The organism is Streptomyces sp. LBL (assembly GCF_029893585.1).
Lineage (GTDB): Bacteria > Actinomycetota > Actinomycetes > Streptomycetales > Streptomycetaceae > Streptomyces.
On the sequence record NZ_JARXYX010000013.1, the window covers coordinates 137,587 to 155,085 of the forward strand.

The 17,499-nt window shown below is 69.8% G+C and carries 18 protein-coding genes; all 18 read right to left on the minus strand.

All coding sequences use genetic code 11. From position 1 onward, the window contains the following. The gene (locus M2271_RS17955; protein ID WP_280888249.1) at positions 1-762 is read right to left on the minus strand and encodes an SDR family NAD(P)-dependent oxidoreductase; all 762 of its coding nucleotides are present in this window, start codon (positions 760-762) and stop codon (positions 1-3) included. Continuing rightward, on the minus strand, positions 759-1,283 hold the full coding sequence (locus M2271_RS17960) for an aromatic-ring-hydroxylating dioxygenase subunit beta (RefSeq protein ID WP_280888250.1): 525 nt from the start codon (positions 1,281-1,283) through the stop codon (positions 759-761). Before M2271_RS17960 ends, M2271_RS17955 begins: the two co-directional genes overlap by 4 nt. After that, on the minus strand, positions 1,273-2,532 hold the full coding sequence (locus tag M2271_RS17965; RefSeq protein WP_280888251.1) for an aromatic ring-hydroxylating dioxygenase subunit alpha: 1,260 nt from the start codon (positions 2,530-2,532) through the stop codon (positions 1,273-1,275). The genes M2271_RS17960 and M2271_RS17965 overlap by 11 nt, the downstream gene beginning before the upstream one ends. Further along, positions 2,529-2,897 carry a hypothetical protein gene (locus tag M2271_RS17970; RefSeq protein ID WP_280888252.1) on the minus strand — a complete coding sequence of 123 codons (369 nt, stop codon included), beginning with the start codon at positions 2,895-2,897 and terminating at the stop codon, positions 2,529-2,531. Before M2271_RS17970 ends, M2271_RS17965 begins: the two co-directional genes overlap by 4 nt. A gap of 33 nt (positions 2,898-2,930) precedes the next feature. Continuing rightward, positions 2,931-4,040, minus strand: coding sequence for an acyl-CoA dehydrogenase family protein (locus M2271_RS17975; protein ID WP_280888253.1), 1,110 nt, complete (start codon positions 4,038-4,040; stop codon positions 2,931-2,933). A 127-nt stretch (positions 4,041-4,167) separates the two neighbouring features. Continuing rightward, positions 4,168-5,385 carry an amidohydrolase family protein gene (locus M2271_RS17980; protein ID WP_280888254.1) on the minus strand — a complete coding sequence of 406 codons (1,218 nt, stop codon included), beginning with the start codon at positions 5,383-5,385 and terminating at the stop codon, positions 4,168-4,170. Beyond that, positions 5,382-6,833 (minus strand): ATP-binding protein, encoded by a 1,452-nt coding sequence (locus tag M2271_RS17985; protein WP_280888255.1) that lies wholly within the window; start codon positions 6,831-6,833, stop codon positions 5,382-5,384. Before M2271_RS17985 ends, M2271_RS17980 begins: the two co-directional genes overlap by 4 nt. Positions 6,834-6,847: 14 nt before the next feature. After that, the gene (locus M2271_RS17990; RefSeq protein WP_280888256.1) at positions 6,848-7,450 is read right to left on the minus strand and encodes a response regulator; all 603 of its coding nucleotides are present in this window, start codon (positions 7,448-7,450) and stop codon (positions 6,848-6,850) included. 1 nt (position 7,451) lies between these two features. Beyond that, positions 7,452-7,712 (minus strand): hypothetical protein, encoded by a 261-nt coding sequence (locus M2271_RS17995; RefSeq protein ID WP_280888257.1) that lies wholly within the window; start codon positions 7,710-7,712, stop codon positions 7,452-7,454. Next, positions 7,709-8,137: a nuclear transport factor 2 family protein gene (locus M2271_RS18000; protein WP_280888258.1), complete on the minus strand. Its 429-nt coding sequence runs from the start codon at positions 8,135-8,137 to the stop codon at positions 7,709-7,711. The genes M2271_RS17995 and M2271_RS18000 overlap by 4 nt, the downstream gene beginning before the upstream one ends. Further along, positions 8,134-8,961: an ATP-binding cassette domain-containing protein gene (locus tag M2271_RS18005; protein WP_280888259.1), complete on the minus strand. Its 828-nt coding sequence runs from the start codon at positions 8,959-8,961 to the stop codon at positions 8,134-8,136. The genes M2271_RS18000 and M2271_RS18005 overlap by 4 nt, the downstream gene beginning before the upstream one ends. Next, positions 8,958-10,697: a dipeptide/oligopeptide/nickel ABC transporter permease/ATP-binding protein gene (locus M2271_RS18010; RefSeq protein WP_280888260.1), complete on the minus strand. Its 1,740-nt coding sequence runs from the start codon at positions 10,695-10,697 to the stop codon at positions 8,958-8,960. The genes M2271_RS18005 and M2271_RS18010 overlap by 4 nt, the downstream gene beginning before the upstream one ends. Further along, on the minus strand, positions 10,694-11,635 hold the full coding sequence (locus M2271_RS18015; protein WP_280888261.1) for an ABC transporter permease: 942 nt from the start codon (positions 11,633-11,635) through the stop codon (positions 10,694-10,696). Before M2271_RS18015 ends, M2271_RS18010 begins: the two co-directional genes overlap by 4 nt. A gap of 39 nt (positions 11,636-11,674) precedes the next feature. Then, complete coding sequence (locus M2271_RS18020; RefSeq protein WP_280888262.1) at positions 11,675-13,180, minus strand: ABC transporter substrate-binding protein; 1,506 nt, start codon at positions 13,178-13,180, stop codon at positions 11,675-11,677. A gap of 107 nt (positions 13,181-13,287) precedes the next feature. Further along, entirely contained in the window at positions 13,288-14,175 is an 888-nt protein-coding gene (locus M2271_RS18025; protein ID WP_280888263.1) for a sugar phosphate isomerase/epimerase, read from the minus strand. Positions 14,176-14,189: 14 nt separating this feature from the next. Next, on the minus strand, positions 14,190-15,311 hold the full coding sequence (locus M2271_RS18030) for a Gfo/Idh/MocA family oxidoreductase (protein ID WP_280888264.1): 1,122 nt from the start codon (positions 15,309-15,311) through the stop codon (positions 14,190-14,192). Positions 15,312-15,365: 54 nt separating this feature from the next. Further along, positions 15,366-16,286 carry a sugar phosphate isomerase/epimerase gene (locus M2271_RS18035; protein WP_280888265.1) on the minus strand — a complete coding sequence of 307 codons (921 nt, stop codon included), beginning with the start codon at positions 16,284-16,286 and terminating at the stop codon, positions 15,366-15,368. A 25-nt stretch (positions 16,287-16,311) separates the two neighbouring features. Beyond that, positions 16,312-17,463, minus strand: a complete 1,152-nt coding sequence (locus M2271_RS18040) for a Gfo/Idh/MocA family oxidoreductase (protein ID WP_280888266.1) — start codon at positions 17,461-17,463, stop codon at positions 16,312-16,314. Between the last annotated feature and the right edge of the window lie 36 nt (positions 17,464-17,499).

A 17,499-nucleotide genomic window follows, 5' to 3' on the forward strand; every position in this document is an offset into this window, starting at 1 on the left:
TCAGCGCATGTACAGGCCGCCGTTGGCGTCCCAGCAGGCTCCCGTGACCGCGTCCGCGTGCTCGGCTGCGAGCAGGACGGCCATGTCGGCGACGAAGCGGGGTCTGCCGAGCCGGCCGACCGGGATCGACGCCTCGATCTGGGCGAGCCTTTCCGGGGCGACGGTCTCGCGGACCACCGGAAGGTCCTGTGGTCCCGGGGAGATGGCGTTGACCGTCACTCCGTGCGGGCCGAGTTCGCGGGCGAACACCTTGGTCAGTGTCGCTACACCGCCCTTGGCCGCCGCGTAGTGCGCGCCGGTCGCCGTCCCGCCGTTCTGGCCCGCGAGGGAGGCGATGTTGACGATGCGTCCGTAGCCGCGTTCGGCGAAGTACGCGCCGAAGACCTGGCAGCCGAAGAAGGTGCCGTTGAGGTTGGTGGCCACGACGGCTTCGAAGCTCTCCGGGCCGATCTCCATCAGGGGTTCGACCTTGGAGTGTCCGGCGTTGTTGACCAGGACGTGCACGGCGCCCCAGCGTTCGGTCAGCTGGTCGCGGACCGTGACGAAGGCCTCCTTGTCGCGCACGTCGAGGGAGAGCCCGACGGCGTAGCGCCCCTCGGGGTCGAGTTCCGCCGCTGCCTTGGCCGCGGCCTCCTCGTCCAGGTCGGTGAGCGCGACGCGGTAGCCACGGTCGTACAGCCGCCCGGCGATGCAGGCGCCCAGGCCGCCGGCGGCGCCCGTCACCAGTGCGACGCGCGGTGTGCCGTCCTCGTGCGGGCTCACAGCAGGAACCCCGAGGCCGTGACGGCGTCCTGCGAGTTGGCCAGCCGCACGACCTTCTGGAGGATGCGCGGGCCGTCCGGGCCGAACACGAACCGGTGCGTGACGTCGGCGGCGAGGACGAAGGTCTCCTCGCGCTTGTACCCGACGAGGATCTGCGCCGAGCTGATCCCGATCGTGTCGGGATCGCGTTCGGTGACGACGAAACGGGAGACCGAGCGGACCGTCCGCGCTGCCGCGGCGGCGGAGATCGACAGTCCTCCGGTGAGGCGTTCGATGCGCATCCGGCGCATCCGGTCGTCGTCGTAGACGAGGTTGAGGCGGGAGGCGAAGTCGGTCGCCTCGCGGTCGATCGGGACGACGTACTCGCCGCCCTCGGCCCACAGCTTGTCCCACTCCTCGTAGCGCCGGGCGTCCAGCAGGTGTGCCTCGTACCAGATCAGGGAGACGGCGGCCAGAGCCCGGGGGTCGTCGAGAGGGAGTCCGGCCTCCACAACAGCGTCGCTGAGGGCTTCACTCGGCATCGGTCATCATCCTCTTCCACATCGCGTACGCCTCGCGCATGCCGGTCTCGTCGGTCGCGTGCGAGGTGGCCTGCCCGAGGTCGTCGGGCTTCTCGCGGCCGAGGCCACGGTTGACGAGGATCGGCATCTCGGTGCCGCCCGCGACACCCCGCTGTACGCGGTTCCATGCCTCGGCGTCGTCGGGGCTGCCGAATCCGAAGGGACCCTGGAAGTGCTCGTGGATGCGCAGCCGTTCGCGGTTGACGATCTCCGGGCCGCCGTCGAGGCCGAGCGCCACATGGCGGATCTCCGTCTCCGCGACCGACAGGGGGCGCAGGACGCGGAAGAACGCCATGGACATGGCCACGTTCGGGAACAGATTGAGGTTGAACCCGGCGCCGTGCAGGGAGCGGACGATGCGCCGCACCTTCTCGGGCGGCAGGTCCTTGGACAGTTCCTCGACGATGTGAGCGAAGCGGTCCTGGAGTTTCTCGGTGCCGTCGTCGGCGTCGAGGTCGGCGTGTTCCGCGACGGAGATGGAAACGCTGTGGCCGTTGCCGAGGGCGTGGGTGACCGCGGTCTCGTCGGTCATGATCGACAGCATGCTCGCGGTCTCGGCGTCGACCGACGACATCCAGGAACGGTGCACGATCGGGAAGTGGTACCAGTCGGTGGTGTTCTCCAGCTGGATCTTCCAGTTGCCGTTGAAGCGGAACTTGTGCTCGCCCTGCACCTTGATCGGATAGCCCGCGCCCTGCTTCATGAAGCGGTCGATCCACAACCGGGCTCCGCCCAGGAAATCCTCCAGGGGCTCGATGTCCGGGTCGAAGCTCGCGAAGATCATGCCCGCGTAGGTGCCGACCTTGAGCCTCTGCAGAGGCAGGTCCTTCTTCTCCACGACGTCTTCATAGCCCTCGGGGTACGGGATGCCCCGCAGGGTGCCGTCCAGGGCGTACGACCAGGCGTGGTAGGGGCAGGTGAAGCCGTTGCTGTTGCCCTTGGGGGTCTCGCAGACGCTGGCGCCGCGGTGACGGCAGCGGTTGAGCAGGACGTTGATGCCGCCGCGGCGGTCGCGGGTGACGATGACGGGGCGGCGGCCCACCCAGGCCATCTTGAAGTCGCCGGCCTTGGCGATCTCGCTCTCGTGCGCCACCCACACCCAGGTGCGGTGGAAGATGCGGTCCATCTCCCGTTCGAAGAGCGCCGGGTCGCTGTAGAGGGTGCCGGCGACGCGGTCGGACTCGACCAGGGAGGCGAGGTCGGGGGTCATCGGGCCACCTCCGGCTCCGGGAGCGGGCGGCCGAGGCGCGCCTCGATCTTCATGTAGCGCCAGAGGGCGTGCTCGCCCACCTGGACGGTACGGAAGAGGTTGCAGGCCTCGACGACGGTCTGCTGGTCGACGACATCGGCGAGGACGTAGCAGGTCCACGGCCAGGAGTCGGACGGGCCGACCATGTGCTGGTCGTCGTCGACGGTGCCGAGGACGGTGACACCGGGCAGCTCGTACAGTTGGGAGAGCATGGTCGTGAAGCCGTCCCAGACGGACTTGCCCTGTCCGGTGGGGAGGTCGAAGAAGTTCTGGTTGACGCCTATGCAGAAGAGCACACGCAGGGGTGCGCCGGGAGAATCGGTCATGGCGGTGTTCCTTGAGTGTCTGGGATCTGGGTGTCAGAGGTAGCCGGGGAAGGGCGGGACGCCCATGAGGACCGCGCCCGCGCCGTCGTACATGCCCTCCTGGACGAAGGCGTGCTGCGGTACGACCGAGGCGTCACGCAGGTGGCGTTCCAAGGGGCTGCCGGTGGCGATGGCGGCGATGCCGCCGAGCTGATAGGCGGCCCGCGTGACCTCGAAGGAGGTCTTGGCCAGGTGCGTGGAGGCCAGGCGCAGCAGGCTGGCCTGCTCGGCCGTGGCGGGGTCTCCGGCCTCGACGGTCGCCCAGACCTCTTCGGTGGTCTCGTAGAAGAAGGCGCGGGCGGACCGGAGCCCGGCCTCGGCCTGTCCGACGGCGATGCGGTAGGTGGCACGCTCGGCGGGCTTCGGGGCGCCGGTGTAACCGGCGCGGCCACCCTGGGCGATGACGTGGTCGAGCGCCGCGCGGGCCACGCCGAGGCCGACGACGGCCAGGACCTGGGCGGCGTAGGGGACGGTCGGGTAGCGGTAGAGCGGTTCGTCCACGGTGGGCGTGCCCCCGCGGACGAACGTCCAGTCCTCGGGGACCACAGCCGCGTCGACCACCAGGTCGTGGCTGCCGGTGCCACGCATCCCGATGACGTCCCAGTTCTCGGCGATCTCCACCTGCTCGGGCCGCAGTACGGCCGTCAGGGGCCGGCCGGCTCTGTCGTCGCCGACCTTGATGCCGACGCCGAGGACGTCCGCGCCCTTGCAGCCGCTCGCGAACTTCCAGCGGCCCGAAACGCGGTATCCGCCCTCGACAGGTTCCGCCGGCTGCACGGGGAAGAGGCCGCCCGCGAAGGCCACGTCGGGCCCGTCCGCGTACAACTCGGCCTGTGTCTCCAAGGGGAGCGCGGCCAGGTAGATGGCGGACGAACCGAAGCTCGCGACCCAGCCGGCCGAACCGTCGACCACCGATATCCGCTCGACGAGGCGCAGGAATGCGGCCGGCGGCAGAGCGTCTCCACCGAAACGCCGTGGAACACCCGCCCGGTAGACTCCGGCATTCTTGAATTCGCCGATCACGTCCGTCGGGACGTGCTTCTTCTCCTCGAATTCAGCCCGCCGCTCCGCGACCACTTCCAGCATTCGTTCGAACTGCGTCATGAGGTTGTCCCCTCGCGCTGCCGGACGGTTCTCATCCGCGTCATGCCTTCACGTTATGCGCGGCAACCAAGCGGCCACAATCGGGACTTGACCCCATGCCATAGGGGTTTTCCCCTATGCGCCGCCGTCACAGAAGGTTCTTCCGCACAATTCCCGACTGTGCGACGAGGAGAATGTTCTCCGGTCGGCCGAGCAGGGCGATGTCATGCAGCGGATCTCCGTCGACGACCACGAAATCGGCCGTTTTCCCGGCTTCCAGAGAGCCGAGCCGGTCGTCGAGGCGCAGCAGGCGTGCGGCGTTCAGCGTGCCGGCCGTGATCGCGTCCAGCGGGTCCATGCCCAGTTCCACCAGGTATGACAACTCGAGCAGATTCCGGGCGTGCGGGACGACACCCGCATCTGTCCCCAGGGCGACAGGAACGCCTCGCTCGATCGCGTGCGCGATGTTCTCCTTGCTGATTCCGGACCACCGGGTCTTCTTGCGGTAGTGGTACTCGGGCATCGCCGCCGGGTCGAGTGGAGCGAACACGGTGGACAGGGTGGGGACGAGGAACGCGTCCTGCGCCAGGGCCAGATCGCACAGTTCGTCGGTCATGCCGTAACCGTGCTCGATGCTGGTGACACCGGCCCGCAGGGCGTTGCGGATGCCCGCGCCGCCCTGCGCGTGCACGGCGACGGGCTTGCCGCGGTGGCGTGCCGCCTCGTCGACGACGGCTCGCAGTTCCTCGTACGTCAGGCCTTCGTCGTCGGGGTCGTCGTGCGGGCTGCCCATGCCTCCGGTGGCGCACACCTTGACGACGTCTGCTCCGGCGCGCAGCACACGGCGGGCCGCGATCCGGGCCTCGTCGGCCGTGTCGGCGATCTCGCCGAGGTGGGGGGCCGCGTCGACTCCGCCGGGCAGCGAGCAGTCGGCGTGTCCGCCGGTGTGGCTGATCACCTTCACCGCGACCTGAAGGCGCGGTCCTTCGATCAGGCCGCGTTCGAGGGCGGTCCGGTACCCGGCCGGGATGCCCCCCAGGTCGCGCACGGTCGTCACCCCCGCCTGCAGGGTGGCGCGCAGCCGTTCGGCGATCTCGAAGGTATCCACCGTCGGGTCGGCGGCAAGTCCCGCGACCAGGCCGCGTTCCGGGGTCATGCACAGGTGCGCGTGGCAGTCGAAGAAGCCGGGCAGCACCGTGCGACCGCCCAGGTCGACCGTTGTCGCGGCGGGCGTCGGACGCGGTGCGGTGGCCGCGGGGCCCGCGTGCACGACGAGTCCGTCGTCGTCCACGACAAGGACCGCGTCGGCCACGGGGGGCCCGCCGGTGCCGTCGATGAGGACTGCGTGCTGGTATCGGGTGGTCATGGCAATTCCGTTCGCCTCGGGTCCGGAGGGTGTTGCGCCGTCGGCAGCGTGAACCGGAAGACCGCGCCGCGCGGCTCGTTCGGGTGTACGTCGATGCGCCCGCCGTGGCGGGTGACGATGCGATGGCTGAGGGCGAGGCCGATGCCGCTGCCGTTCGCCTTGTGGGTGAAGACGCCGTCGAAGATCCGCTCGTCGGGGGGCGGGCCGGGTCCCCGGTCCCGGACCGCCAGTTCCGCGCCGCCGTCCGCTGCGCGCCGGGTGACGACCTCCACCCGGCGCTCCGGGCGCGGGCACCGGGCCATCTCGTCGACCGCGTTGAAGGCAAGATTCATGACGACCTGCCCGATGAGCACGTGCTCGCACAGGACCGGCAGCGGTTCGGTGGTGAGGTCGAAGTCGACGTCCACCGCGTGCTCCTGGGCCCGTAGGTCGATGAAGTACGCGCAGTCACGCACGACCGTGTTGAGATCCGTGAGCTGGGCGGATTCTTCGAGGCGGCCGACGTAGCCACGCAGGCTGCTCAGGATGGACCGGGCCCTTTCGATCTGCCGTACCGCGTTGTCCAGCCCCCAGGCCACGGATTCGTCGCCGGAGCCCTGGCCGAGCCGGCCGCGGGCGCCTTCGACGAAGTTGTACGCGGCCGCCAGCGGCTGACTCACCTCGTGGGCGATCGCCATCGCCATGTCGCCCATGGCGTTGTAGCGGGCCAGGTGGTCCAGGTGCTGGGTGTCGCGACGGTGCTGTTCCTCGGCATGGACGCGGTCGGTGATGTCGTAGAAGAGGACCATCCGGCCGTGCAGGTCGCTCTCGATCTCGATGTGCTGGCAGGTCGCGGCGTACCAGCGGGAATCGCGGCCGGGCGCGGCGAAACGGTACCGGCCCTCACGCTCGGGTACCGCCCCGTCGCAGCAGTAGGCGGTGAAGTCCGCTCCCTGAAGTCCCCCGCCGAGCAGCCTGTTGGCCGACTCGCTGGCGAAGAGCACCCGGTGCCCCTCGTCGAGGACGACGATCCCCTCGGCCAGGCCGCTGAGGAAGGCGCGCAGCCTGCTCTCCGTACGGAACAGGTCCCGCTGTACCGCCTTCTCCTCGGCGATGTCCCGGAACTGGACCATCACCACGGTCCGCGCGGAGAGTTCGACGCGGATCGCGATCGCCTCGGTGAGGATCTCCTCTCCGCCCTTTGCGCGGTAGCACCACTCGGTGGCGCTGACGCCGTGCTCGACCGCCTGGCGCAGCCAGCGGTGTCCGAGTTCCCGGCTGTACTGGCGGGCGTTCTTGCTCATGTCGGTAGCCTTGAGCGGCTTCAGTTCGTCGACCGTCCAGCCGAGCAGCCGGCAGGCCGCCGGGTTGGCCCAGAGGATCTCGAAGGTCCGGGCGTCGTGGAGCAGGACGCAGTACTTGAGAGCCTGGGCCAGTTCGCGGAAGTCGGCGGGGGCGAGGTCGTCCACGGGCATACTCCTCGTCACCTCTCACCCAGCGTGAGTACGTCCCGGACCAGTGCGGCGATGCTCTCGGCGCCGGTCTTCTCGCGGATGCGGGCCCGGTGCACGTCGACGGTCTTGGCGCTGATGCCCAGCCGCCCGGCGATCACCTTGTTCGGCACGCCCTCGACGGAGAGCGCCAGAACTTCCCTCTCCCGTACGGTCAGCGCGTTCAACTTCGCGCGCAGATCCGCTTGTCGGGTCTCACGTGCGAAACGCTCGCGGGCCGTGCGCTGGGCGTTCTGGACAACGTCGAGCAGGTGCTGGGGATCGTACGGCTTCTCCAGGAAGTCGACGGCGCCCTTCTGCATCGCGCGCACGGACATCCGGATGTCGCCGTGCGCGGAGACGAAGACGACCGGCAGCAATGACCCCGTCTCGTTCAGTACCTCCTGGACGCCGAAGCCGCTGAGCTCGGGCATACGGATGTCCAGGACCAGACAGGCCGGACGGTCGCGGTCGTACGAGCGCAGAAAGGTCCGGGCGTCCCGGAAGCGCTCCGAGGGGATGCCGACCGACTCCAGGAGCCAGGCGAGCGACTCGCTCAGCTCCTCGTCGTCGTCCAGGATGTAGACGAGGCACATCTCAGCCGCCCCAGGATGCCTGTGCGGTCCAGTACTCGCTCCCGTCGGCGCTGATCCCGTGCTGCCAGTCGCTGGTGCGGCGCAGGGTGGGTTCGACGCGGGCGGTCGCCTCGTCGGCGCCGTCGGGGCCGTCCGCGTCGACCGTCCAGTGGACCCAGTTGACCTCGCGGCCCGTGCGGTCGTGCACGAACAGGTCCACGTGGTGCCACCCGTAGCGGTGGGTGTCGGCGTAGCAGGTCAGGAGCATCGTGCGGTCGTTCATCGCTCCCCCATCAGCGGTGCGCTGAACAGTCGTTCGGTACGGAAGGCGGAGATGCGGGCCCGGTCCGGGTCCAGCCTGAAGGTCACGTCGAGCCGGGCGATCATGATCTCCGTGTCCCCCGACTCATAGCGTGAGAGCTGTTGCATCGGCCAACTCCCCCGCGCCGTCCGGCCCTCGGTGTCGAGGGTTCCGGGCAGCAGCACGTGCACGTTCGTACGGAAGTGTGGGTTGGGCGGCAGGTATCCCGACAGCATCGCGACGATCGCCTCTCGGCCCTCGGTGCGTCCGAACCGCTCGGCGTATGCGCTGCCGCCGCCCTCCCAGACGGCATCCTCGGTGAACAGCTCCCCCAGCTCGCCCTCCGCGCTCGCGGGGACATCACACAGGGCGAGGTAGCGCGTGAGGGTGTCCCTGGCCCCGGTCACCGGGCGGCCAGCTTCAGCCGCTCGGCCCGGCGCTGTGCCTGCCGTTCCGGATCCGGGACCGGGGCGGCGAGCAACAGCCGCTTGGTGTAGTCGTGTTCGGGGCGTTCGGTGACCTGGGTGGCATCGCCCGTCTCCACGATGTCACCCTGGTACAGCACGGCCACCCGGTGGCTGATGTGCCGGACGACGGACAGGTCGTGGGTGATGAAGAGGTACGCCACGCCGGTCGCCTCCTGGATCTCGATGAACAGGTCGAGCACCCGGGCCTGGGTGGTCAGGTCGAGCGCGCTGACCGGTTCGTCGCAGACGATCAGCTTCGGGTCGCGGCACAGGGCGCGGGCGATGGCGATGCGCTGGCGCTGGCCTCCGGAGAACTCGCGGGGGAGTCGGTGGGCCGCGTCCTGCGGGAGGTACACGTGGTCCAGCAGCTTCTGTACCCGGCGTTCCGCGTCGGCGCGCGCGACGCCGGTCACGAGCAGTGGCTCGGTGAGGATGTCCATGACCGTCATCGCCGGGTTCAGCGAGGTGTAGGGGTCCTGGAAGACGACCTGGATGTCCTTGCTGAGTGTCCGCCGTTCCCGCTTACCGAGCCGTGAGACGGGCCGTCCGTCGTAGCGGATCTCACCGCCGGTGACGGGGGCGAGGCCGAGGACCGCTCGGCCCAGGGTGGTCTTGCCGGAGCCGGACTCGCCGACCAGGCCGAGCGTCTCGCCGGGCGCGACGGACAGGGAGACCCCGTGCAGGACACGGAAGGGCTTCTTGCCGCGGCCCTTGCCGGGGTACTCCACGATGACGTCGTCGAGTTCGAGGAACGGCGAGGTCATGGCGTCACTTCCTTGAGGGGCTGGTCGGGGCGCAGAGCACCGCGCGCGGGGCCGTCTTCGAGAGTCGAGTCGAGCAGCATCCGTGTGTAGTCGTGCCCGGGCGCCGCGAAGATCTGCCGGGCCGGCGCCGTCTCCACAATGCGGCCCTTCTGCATCACGGCGACCCGGTCGCAGATGTCGGCCACGACACCGAAGTCGTGGGTGACGAGGATCATGCCCATGTGCCGCTCCTGCTGGAGCGAGCGCATCAGGTCGAGCACCTCGGCCTGGACGGTGACGTCGAGCGCGGTGGTCGGCTCGTCGGCGATCAGCAGCTTCGGGTCGCAGGAGACGGCGCCGGCGATGAGGACGCGCTGGGCCATACCGCCGGATATCTGGTGCGGGTACGACCTGAACACCCGTTCCGGGTCCGGGATGTTGACCCGGGCGAGGAGCTCCAGTGCCTTGGTGCGGGCTTCGGCCCGGGACAGCTTCAGGTGTCGCCGCATGGGCTCCACGAGCTGGAACCCGATCCGGAAGCTGGGGTCCAGGTTGGACATGGGCTCCTGGGGGATGTAGCCGATGCCGCGCCCGCGCAGGGCGCCCAGCTGCTTGAGGTCCAGGCTCAGCAGCGCTTTGCCGTCGAAGGCGAGTTGATCAGCCGTCACTTCGGCCTCGGACGGCAGCAGCCCGAGGACGGAGAACGCGGTCTGGCTCTTGCCGGAGCCGGACTCGCCCACCAGGCCGAGCACTTCACCACGTTCGACGGTGATGCTCACTCCGTCGACGACCGTCTTCTCGCCGTAGGCGACGTGCAGGCCCTCCACCGTCAGCAGGCGGTCCGCGGGGGGCGCGGCTGCCGGTCGGGGCGCGGTCCGCGCCACGGGCACGGGACGCTTGGTCACCCGGCGCTCGGTGGTGCCCAGCGCGTCCCGCACCGCGTTGCCCAGCATGCTGGACGCGAGGATGGTCAGGGCCATGGCCCCGCCGGGCCAGACCAGCAACAGGGGCGCGGTGTAGACGTTCGTGAAGGCGTCGTTGAGCATCGCACCCCAGCTGGCCTGGGACGCCTTGCCAAGGCCGAGGAAGGCGAGGCCGGCCTGGATGCCGATCGCCACGGCGAACACCTGCGTGGCCTGAATGACGGAGGGCGCGATCACCACGGGCAGGACATGCCGCCGCATGATGCGCGCGTCGCCGAGTCCGGAGACGCGGGCGGCGTCGACGTACAGCTCCTCGCGGACCGCGAGCACGGAGGCGCGGATGAGGCGGAAGACCATCGGGGTCATGATCACGCCGAGAACGACCATGGCGACGTTGAGGTCCTGCGAGACGGCCGCCATGACCACCAGCATCACGATGATCGCGGGCACGGCCATGATGATGTTGGAGATCCAGCCGGCCACCGCGTCGAACCAGCCGCGGTAGAAGCCGCTGACCAGGCCGAGCGGGCCGCCGACCGCGAAGGCGACGAGCACGGCGAGGGCGCCGCCCACCAGACTGGTGCGGCCGCCGTACAACAGCCGGGACAGGACGTCCCGGCCGACACCGTCGCCACCGAACGGGTGGCTGCCCGACATGGGCGCGAGGGTGTCGGCGATGACACTGCGGTCGGGGGCCTGACTGGTGAGCAGGGGTGCCGCGAGGCTCGCCAGGATCACCAGGGCCAGGACGGCCAGGCATCCGACGGCCAGCGGGTCGCGCAGTGTACGGCGCAGGAGGCGGTCCCGTTCGGCCGCCGCAGGAGCCTCGGTCATGAGACACGCACCTTGGGGTTGAGCCAGCCGTACGCGATGTCCAGCAGGAGGTTGACGGCGACGACGACGGTGACGGTGACCACGACCGTGCCGAGCAGCACGGGGGCGTCACCACGGACGGCGGCCGAGTTGGCGAGGGTACCGATGCCGGGCAGGCCGAACACCTTCTCCACGACGACGGCGCCGCCGATCAGGCCGATGAACTGCAGGGCGAGCACGGTCAGGGCGGGCGGCGCCGCGTTGCGCAGCGCGTGCCGGAACACGACGCTGCGGGTGCCGAGGCCGCGGCTGCGCAGGGTACGGACGAAGTCGGCGCGCAGGACGTCGATCAGGGCACCGCGCACCTGCATCGCGGTGGCCGCGGTCGCGCCGACGGCCAGGGACAGGGCGGGCAGGGTGATGGAGCGCAGCCAGCCGCCGGGCGAGGCCGCGAGGTCGACGTAACCGGTGGCCGGCATCCAGCCCAGCTGGACGGCCAGGGTGACGGCGAGGACCAAGGCGATCAGGAAGCTGGGAACCGCGGTGCCGAGCACCGCGGCGAACTGCACGAGACGGTCCACCCAGCCGCCCCGCAGGGCCGCCGCGGTGCCCACCAGCACGCTGAGCACCGCCGCGACCAGCATTCCGGCCAGCACCACGGAGAGGGTGACCGGCAGGGTGTCCGTCAGGGACTGGTTCACCGAGTCACCGGTGAACCAGGAACTGCCCAGGTTTCCCTGCGCCGCCTGTTCGGCCCAGTGCCAGTAACGCTCCACCAGGGGCTGGTCCAGGCCGAGGTCATGGCTCTTGGCGGCCACGGCGGACCGCGAGGCCGTCTCGCCCAGGACGTTGCGGGCGACATCGGTGCCTGTGAGGCTGAGCAGCAGGAATGTCGCGGTGGCCACGACGACCACCAGGACGGCACCGGCGGCGATGCGCCGGAACAGGAAGACAAGCACGGTCGGTTCCTCCTTCCACGTGCCGGAACGGACCGACGGCTAGTTCGCCGGCGCGTAGTTGTAGATCGGCGGGTACTGGGTGCCGGGCTGCGGCGTCACCTTGACGTCCTTCGCGGTCGCGTACGCATTGGCGAGGACGCTCCAGGGGGCGTTCCAGGCCTGGTCGACGACGTAGGTGTTCAGCTCCTCGAAGAGCGCTTCGCGCGTGGCCCCGGTGGCGTTCCCGATGCGGGTGATGAGGTCGTCGGCCTTCGGGTCGTCGTACTTGAAGGGGTTCCAGGTCGACTTCTTGGTCAGCTCCAGCTGGACCTTGTCCCAGGCGGTGGGCGCGCCCAGCTTGAAGTACGACATGGCGTACTTGCCGGAGAGCATGGCGCTGAAGATCTGGTCGGTGGGCAGGGTGTCCAGTTTGACCTTGATGCCGATGTCCTTGAGGGACTGGTCGAGCGCGGCCTGCTCCTGCGGGAAGTTCGCGGAGAGGTCAGGGATGGTCACGGAGAAGCCGTTCGGGTATCCGGCCTCCGCGAGCAGCTTCTTGGCCTTCGCCGGGTCGTACGCGTACGCGTCGTTCAGCTCGTCCTTGTAGCCGTCCTCGTTCTTGGCGAACAGCTGGGTGGTGGGCGTGCCGAGGCCGGTCTTGGCCGACGTGATGATGGAGTCCTTGTCGAAGGCGTGGTTCAGCGCCTGACGGACCTTCAGCTTGCCGAGGGCGGGCACCTTCTTGCCGGCGCGGTCCCAGATGTAGAGGCCCTCGACGTCGCCGGGCTGGTAGGTGACGACGTTCAGGCCCCGGCCCTTGACGGTCTTGACCCGGTTGAGGCTGAGAGTGGCTCCGTCGAGCTGACCGGACAGCAGGGCGTTGGTGCGCGCCGTCGGGTCGGCCAGGAACTTGATGACGACCTTGTCGTACGGGAAGGCCTTGGCGTTCCAGTAGTCGTCGTTGCGCGTGTAGGTGTACGTCTGCCCGGCGGTGGTGGCGGCCGCGTCCAGCTTGTACGGTCCCGAGCCCACCGGAGACTTCGGGTTCTCCAGCGCCTTCGGGCTGACGATCATGCCGGAGACCTGACCGAGCGCGGGCAGCAGGGCCGCGGTGGGGTGGCTCAGCCTGATGGCGACGGTCTGCGCGTCGACGACGTCGACGCCGGTGATGTCCTGGATCTCGCCGGCCGCGCTGGCCGTGCCGCTCTTGGTGTGCAGCAGGCTCTGCTTGACCGCGTCGGCGTCGAGGGGGGTGCCGTCGGTGAACTTGATCCCCTTGCGCAGCTTCAGCGTCAGCGTGGTCTGCGGCTTGTCGTACGACCACGAGGTGGCCAGGTTGGGGGTGGGCTCCCCCTTGGTGTTCAGCCGGATCAGCGTGTCGTACACCGGCTGGTAGTACTGGGCCTCGGGGCCCATGCTCGCTTTGGCCAGATCCCACGGTGTGGCCGTGACCGACTCCGCGAGCGTCAGGGTCTTGTCCTTGCCGGCGGCTTGGCTGCCGCCACCACAGGCCGCGACCGTGGCTGTCAGGATTCCGGCGCCGATGAAAGCGATTGTCTTGCGCATGTTCTCTCCGCCTGTCTCAATTCAATCTCCTGGCTGTCCCCCGGGGTCGCCCCGCTGCCGGCCGTGCACTGCCGGTACTGCTGTCGCGCCGCGTAACTCGGTCATGCCTACGCCTGCCGCGCGGCCCACTCGCCGCAGAGCCGCACGCTCTCGTCCGGCGTCGGCCGGGCGCCCCGGTCGACCTCGACGATCAGCCAGCCGTCGAAGTCGTCGGGCAGCGCGCCGACGAAGCCCTCGATGTCGGCGTTTCCGTGCCCCGGCTCCGACCACAGCCCCGCCAGGACCGTCTTGCGGTAGTCCCAGCCGGCTTCCCTGGCCTGCGCGGCGAGGCCCAGGTCCAGGTCCTTGATGTGGACGCTCGCCACCCGGTCCGCGTAGTCGCGTACGAGCTGTGCCGGATCGGCGCCCGCCCAGGCCAGGTGGCCCATGTCGGGTCCGAATCCGAGGACGGAGGCGTCGACGGTGTCGAGGATGAAGCGGGTCTCCAGCTCGGTCTCGGCCCAGGTGCCCACGTGCGGGTGGAAGGCCGGGGTGATGCCTTCGGCTCGGATGATTCCGGCGATCTCGGCCAACAGATCCCGTACGCGTTCCAGTCGTCCCTGCTCGGCGAGGTGGCCGACGGCGGGCCGGGCCACGCGCTCGGCGTCCTTGGCCATCCCCATGGCGAGGAAGACGGTGGGTACGCCGAGTGCCGCGTGCTGTGCGGCGACGCGGGCCGCGGTGTCGCGGAAGGTCTGCCGCTCGGTCGCGTCGTCGGTGAGACGGACGGGGATGTAGCCGGGTGCCGGGCTGATGCCGTATTCGGCGAGCTGGGCGGCGTACTCCTTGGGGGTCATGTCCCCGGGGACGGCACTGTGGAGGGCGGTGATGCCGGCGTCGCGGATGACCGAGAGCTGCCGGCCGAGCGGCGGGGCGAGCGTGGGGTCGATCCAGCCGTCGGCGCTCGCGACCCACTGCAGCGGGTTGATGGCGAGTCGGTCCTGCCTGATCTTCATGGTCTGTGGTCCTTTCAACGGTGGGCTGGGGCGGCGGTGCGGGGTTCGGGGCGCTCGCAGCTGCTCTCCAGGGAGACGAAACGTTTCTCTCGCTGGGAGGTCTCGAAGCTCGCCAGCACCTCGAGCGTGTGGAAGGCGAACTCCGGGTTCGCACGATGCGGCCCGCCGTCGAGCGCGTCGGCGAGGTCCTGTACGCCCAGTCCGCGGCGGTGCTGCTCGGGAGTGCCGACGGCGCCGAAGAGTTCGGTGACCGGGGTGAGCACCTGCCACTCGTCGTCGCCGTGCCGCTTGAGGCGTACGTCGCCGTCGAAGAAGTTGGGGTTCGGCAGCGAGAGGGTGCCTTCAGTGCCGTAGATCTCGATGCGCGGGAGTTCGGTGTCCCAGACGTCGAAGCTCATCAGGGTGGTGGCGATGGCGCCGGAGGCGAAGGTGAGGGTGGCCGAGGCGTGGGTGGGCACCTCGACGGTGACCTCGTCGACCACACGGTCGGGGCTGGTGACCGTGCGCGTCCTCGCACCGATGCGGGTGGCGGCGGACACCTGGGCGACCGGGCCGAGGCAGTTGACGAGCGCGGCCAGGTAGTAGGGGCCCATGTCCAGGACCGGACCGCCGCCGGGGCCGTAGAAGGCGCGCGGGTCGGGATGCCAGGTCTCGGCGCGGCTGGAGCGCACGAAGGCGGTGGCTCCGACGACCTCGCCGATCCGGCCGGTGTCGATCGCGTGCCGGGCCGTCTGCACAGCGCTGCCGAGGAAGGTGTCAGGGGCGGACCCCAGCAGCGCCGTGCTGCTCGCGGCGGCGGCGAGGACCTCGCGGGCCTCCTCCACCGTGGCCGCGAGCGGCTTTTCGACGTAGACGTTCTTGCCTGCCTCCAGCGCCGCGATGACGGTCTTCGCGTGGAACTGCGGCGGGGTGATGTTGACGACGATCTCGACCGTGTCGTCGTGGAGGAGTTCGTCCGCGTCGCTCCACGCCGGTATGCCGTACTCGGTCGCGGCCTGTCGGGCGCGGGCGGTGTCGACGTCGGCCACCCGGACGACTTCGAGCTCCGGGAAGGTGCGCAGGCCCTCGACGTAGCGGCCGAAGATGTTGCCGGCGCCCAGTATCCCGATGCGGTGCCGTGTTCGTTGCCGGTCCATGAATCTCCTGCGGTTCGTAGGGAGTTGACGAGGTGTCAGACAATGGGTGAGGTGTCAGGCGATGATGAGAGGCCGCAGCGTCCGGTGGGCGATCTCCAGCCCGTTCTTGACCCGCTCCTCGGTGCCGCTCCAGACGGGGTCCTCGTGCTCGACGGAGAGCGTGCCGGTGAAGCCGTTCTCGTAGAGGGCGTCCACGACGGCGTTCCAGTCCACCTGGCCGCGGCCCGGGACGCGGTAGCGCCACCAGCCGGTGTCCCAGGGGTCCTCGCGGCGGACCGCCTTGCCGAAGAAGCCGTAGCGGTCGGCCTTGCCGGGCAGGATCTGCAGGTCCTTGGCCTGGGCGTGGACGATGCGGTCGGCGTACGGCGCAATCGTGGTGACGGGGTCGATGCCGATCCAGGTCAGGTGGGAGGGGTCCCAGTTGAGGTACAGACCGAGGGAGAACATCCACTCCCACAACTCCGGCGAGTAGGCGAGGTTGCCCGGATAGCCGTCCGGGTGCCAGCCCTCCATCACACAGTTCTCGATGATGATCCGTACGTCCCGCTCCCCCGCGTACTCGACGAGTTCGGGGAAGACCTTCTCCGCGTCGTCGAGGTTCGCCGCCACCGGGCGGGTCCAGTCGCGGCCCACGAAGGTGCCGACGTACGGGACCTCCAGGGCGGCAGCCGTATCCACGACCGCCTTGAGGTGGGTGTGGATCGCGGCCCTGCGTTCGGGGTCGGGGTGGAGGTTGTTCTCGTAGTAGGCGAGCGCGGAGATATCGAGGCCGTGGCGCTCCATGAGCGCCCGTGTCTGGTCGGCCTCGCGGGAGCCGAAGCCGGTCACCGGGAGGTGCGCGGCCTCGAAGTCCCGGCCGCCGGCGCGCGGCCAGGCGGCGACCTCCAGGGCCTCGTATCCCGCCCGGCTCGCCCAGGCGGCGATCTCCGGCAGGGACTGCTGGGGCAGGCAGGCGGTGAGCATGCCGAGTTTCATGGGGTGGTCTCCAGAGCTACGGATGTCATGCGCGGGCCGGCATGACCGCGCGTGATGGGGCGATGTCGGTCCAGGTGAGCGAGGTGTCGGAGCTCAGTACGGCTTCGACGACATGGGCCGCGCGTACGCCGTCCGCGCCGGTCGGCAGACCCTCGGGCTTCTCGCCCCTGATCGCGGCGTACGCGTCGGCCACGAACGAGGTGAAGCAGTCCGCGTAACCCTGGGAGTGTCCGGCCGGCAGCCGGGAGAGCCGCCGCTGTTCGGCCGAGCCGTGGCCGGGGTCGCGGACGATCAGGCGTGCGCCGTCCTGGGCGCCGAGCCAGGCCGTCTCGGGGTTCTCCTGGTCGAAGACCGCACTGCCGTCCGCACCGTCGAGCTCGAACCACAGCCGGTTCTTGCGGCCCGCCGACACCTGGGACACGGTCAGCGTGCCCAGGACGCCGCCTTCAGTACGCAGGAGCACGGTCGCGACGTCCTCGGTACGGACCTCGACCCGCGGCCCATCGGAGAGAGTCGCGAAACTGGTGCCGGTACCGGTGGGCCGGGTGGGGACCGTCGTGCCGAGTCGCGCGGTCAGCTCGGTGAAGCGGACTCCGGCGACCCACTCGACGAGGTCGCACCAGTGCGAGCCGATGTCCGCGAACGCCCGTGAGGGGCCGCCGTCGGCCGGATCGACCCGCCAGGACATGGCGTCCCCGGACAGCATCCAGTCCTGCAGATAACTGCCGTGGATCAGCTGCCAGGCCCCGAAGTCTCCGCGCAGTCGGCGGTCGCGGATCTCCCGCACGAGCGGGTGATAGCGGTAGACGAAGGGAACGGCGAGCAGCAGGTCCGCCTCCGCGGCCAGCCGGGTCAGGCGTTCCGCTTCGGCGGCCGACGTGGCGAGCGGCTTCTCACAGATGACGTGTTTACCGGCGGCGAGGGCCGCCTCCGCCTGCTCCACGTGCAGGGCGTTCGGCGTGCAGACGTGGACGACGCGGACGCTGTCGTCGGCGAGAACGGAGTCAAGGTCCCGGTAGCGGGCCGGCACGTTCCAGGCCTTCGCGACCTGGGCGCTGCGCTCGGGGGTCGAGGCGACCACACCGGCCAGTTCTCCGCCCGCGGCACGGATCGCGGCGGCGTGCACCGCGCCGATCATCCCGGCCCCCACCACCACGGCCTGAATGGAACCGTTCATCGGCGCACCTCCGTTTTCCAGCGACCGACCGCGGTC

What these genes read in the sequence shown, in the direction of transcription:
- M2271_RS17960 (WP_280888250.1), bottom strand. Translation starts at nt 1,283, where the DNA reads ATGCCGAGTGAAGCCCTCAGCGACGCTGTTGTGGAGGCCGGACTCCCT.
- M2271_RS17965 (WP_280888251.1), bottom strand. Translation starts at nt 2,532, where the DNA reads ATGACCCCCGACCTCGCCTCCCTGGTCGAGTCCGACCGCGTCGCCGGC.
- M2271_RS17970 (WP_280888252.1), bottom strand. Translation starts at nt 2,897, where the DNA reads ATGACCGATTCTCCCGGCGCACCCCTGCGTGTGCTCTTCTGCATAGGC.
- M2271_RS17975 (WP_280888253.1), bottom strand. Translation starts at nt 4,040, where the DNA reads ATGACGCAGTTCGAACGAATGCTGGAAGTGGTCGCGGAGCGGCGGGCT.
- M2271_RS17980 (WP_280888254.1), bottom strand. Translation starts at nt 5,385, where the DNA reads ATGACCACCCGATACCAGCACGCAGTCCTCATCGACGGCACCGGCGGG.
- M2271_RS17990 (WP_280888256.1), bottom strand. Translation starts at nt 7,450, where the DNA reads ATGTGCCTCGTCTACATCCTGGACGACGACGAGGAGCTGAGCGAGTCG.
- M2271_RS17995 (WP_280888257.1), bottom strand. Translation starts at nt 7,712, where the DNA reads ATGAACGACCGCACGATGCTCCTGACCTGCTACGCCGACACCCACCGC.
- M2271_RS18005 (WP_280888259.1), bottom strand. Translation starts at nt 8,961, where the DNA reads ATGACCTCGCCGTTCCTCGAACTCGACGACGTCATCGTGGAGTACCCC.
- M2271_RS18010 (WP_280888260.1), bottom strand. Translation starts at nt 10,697, where the DNA reads ATGACCGAGGCTCCTGCGGCGGCCGAACGGGACCGCCTCCTGCGCCGT.
- M2271_RS18020 (WP_280888262.1), bottom strand. Translation starts at nt 13,180, where the DNA reads ATGCGCAAGACAATCGCTTTCATCGGCGCCGGAATCCTGACAGCCACG.
- M2271_RS18025 (WP_280888263.1), bottom strand. Translation starts at nt 14,175, where the DNA reads ATGAAGATCAGGCAGGACCGACTCGCCATCAACCCGCTGCAGTGGGTC.
- M2271_RS18030 (WP_280888264.1), bottom strand. Translation starts at nt 15,311, where the DNA reads ATGGACCGGCAACGAACACGGCACCGCATCGGGATACTGGGCGCCGGC.
- M2271_RS18035 (WP_280888265.1), bottom strand. Translation starts at nt 16,286, where the DNA reads ATGAAACTCGGCATGCTCACCGCCTGCCTGCCCCAGCAGTCCCTGCCG.
- M2271_RS18040 (WP_280888266.1), bottom strand. Translation starts at nt 17,463, where the DNA reads ATGAACGGTTCCATTCAGGCCGTGGTGGTGGGGGCCGGGATGATCGGC.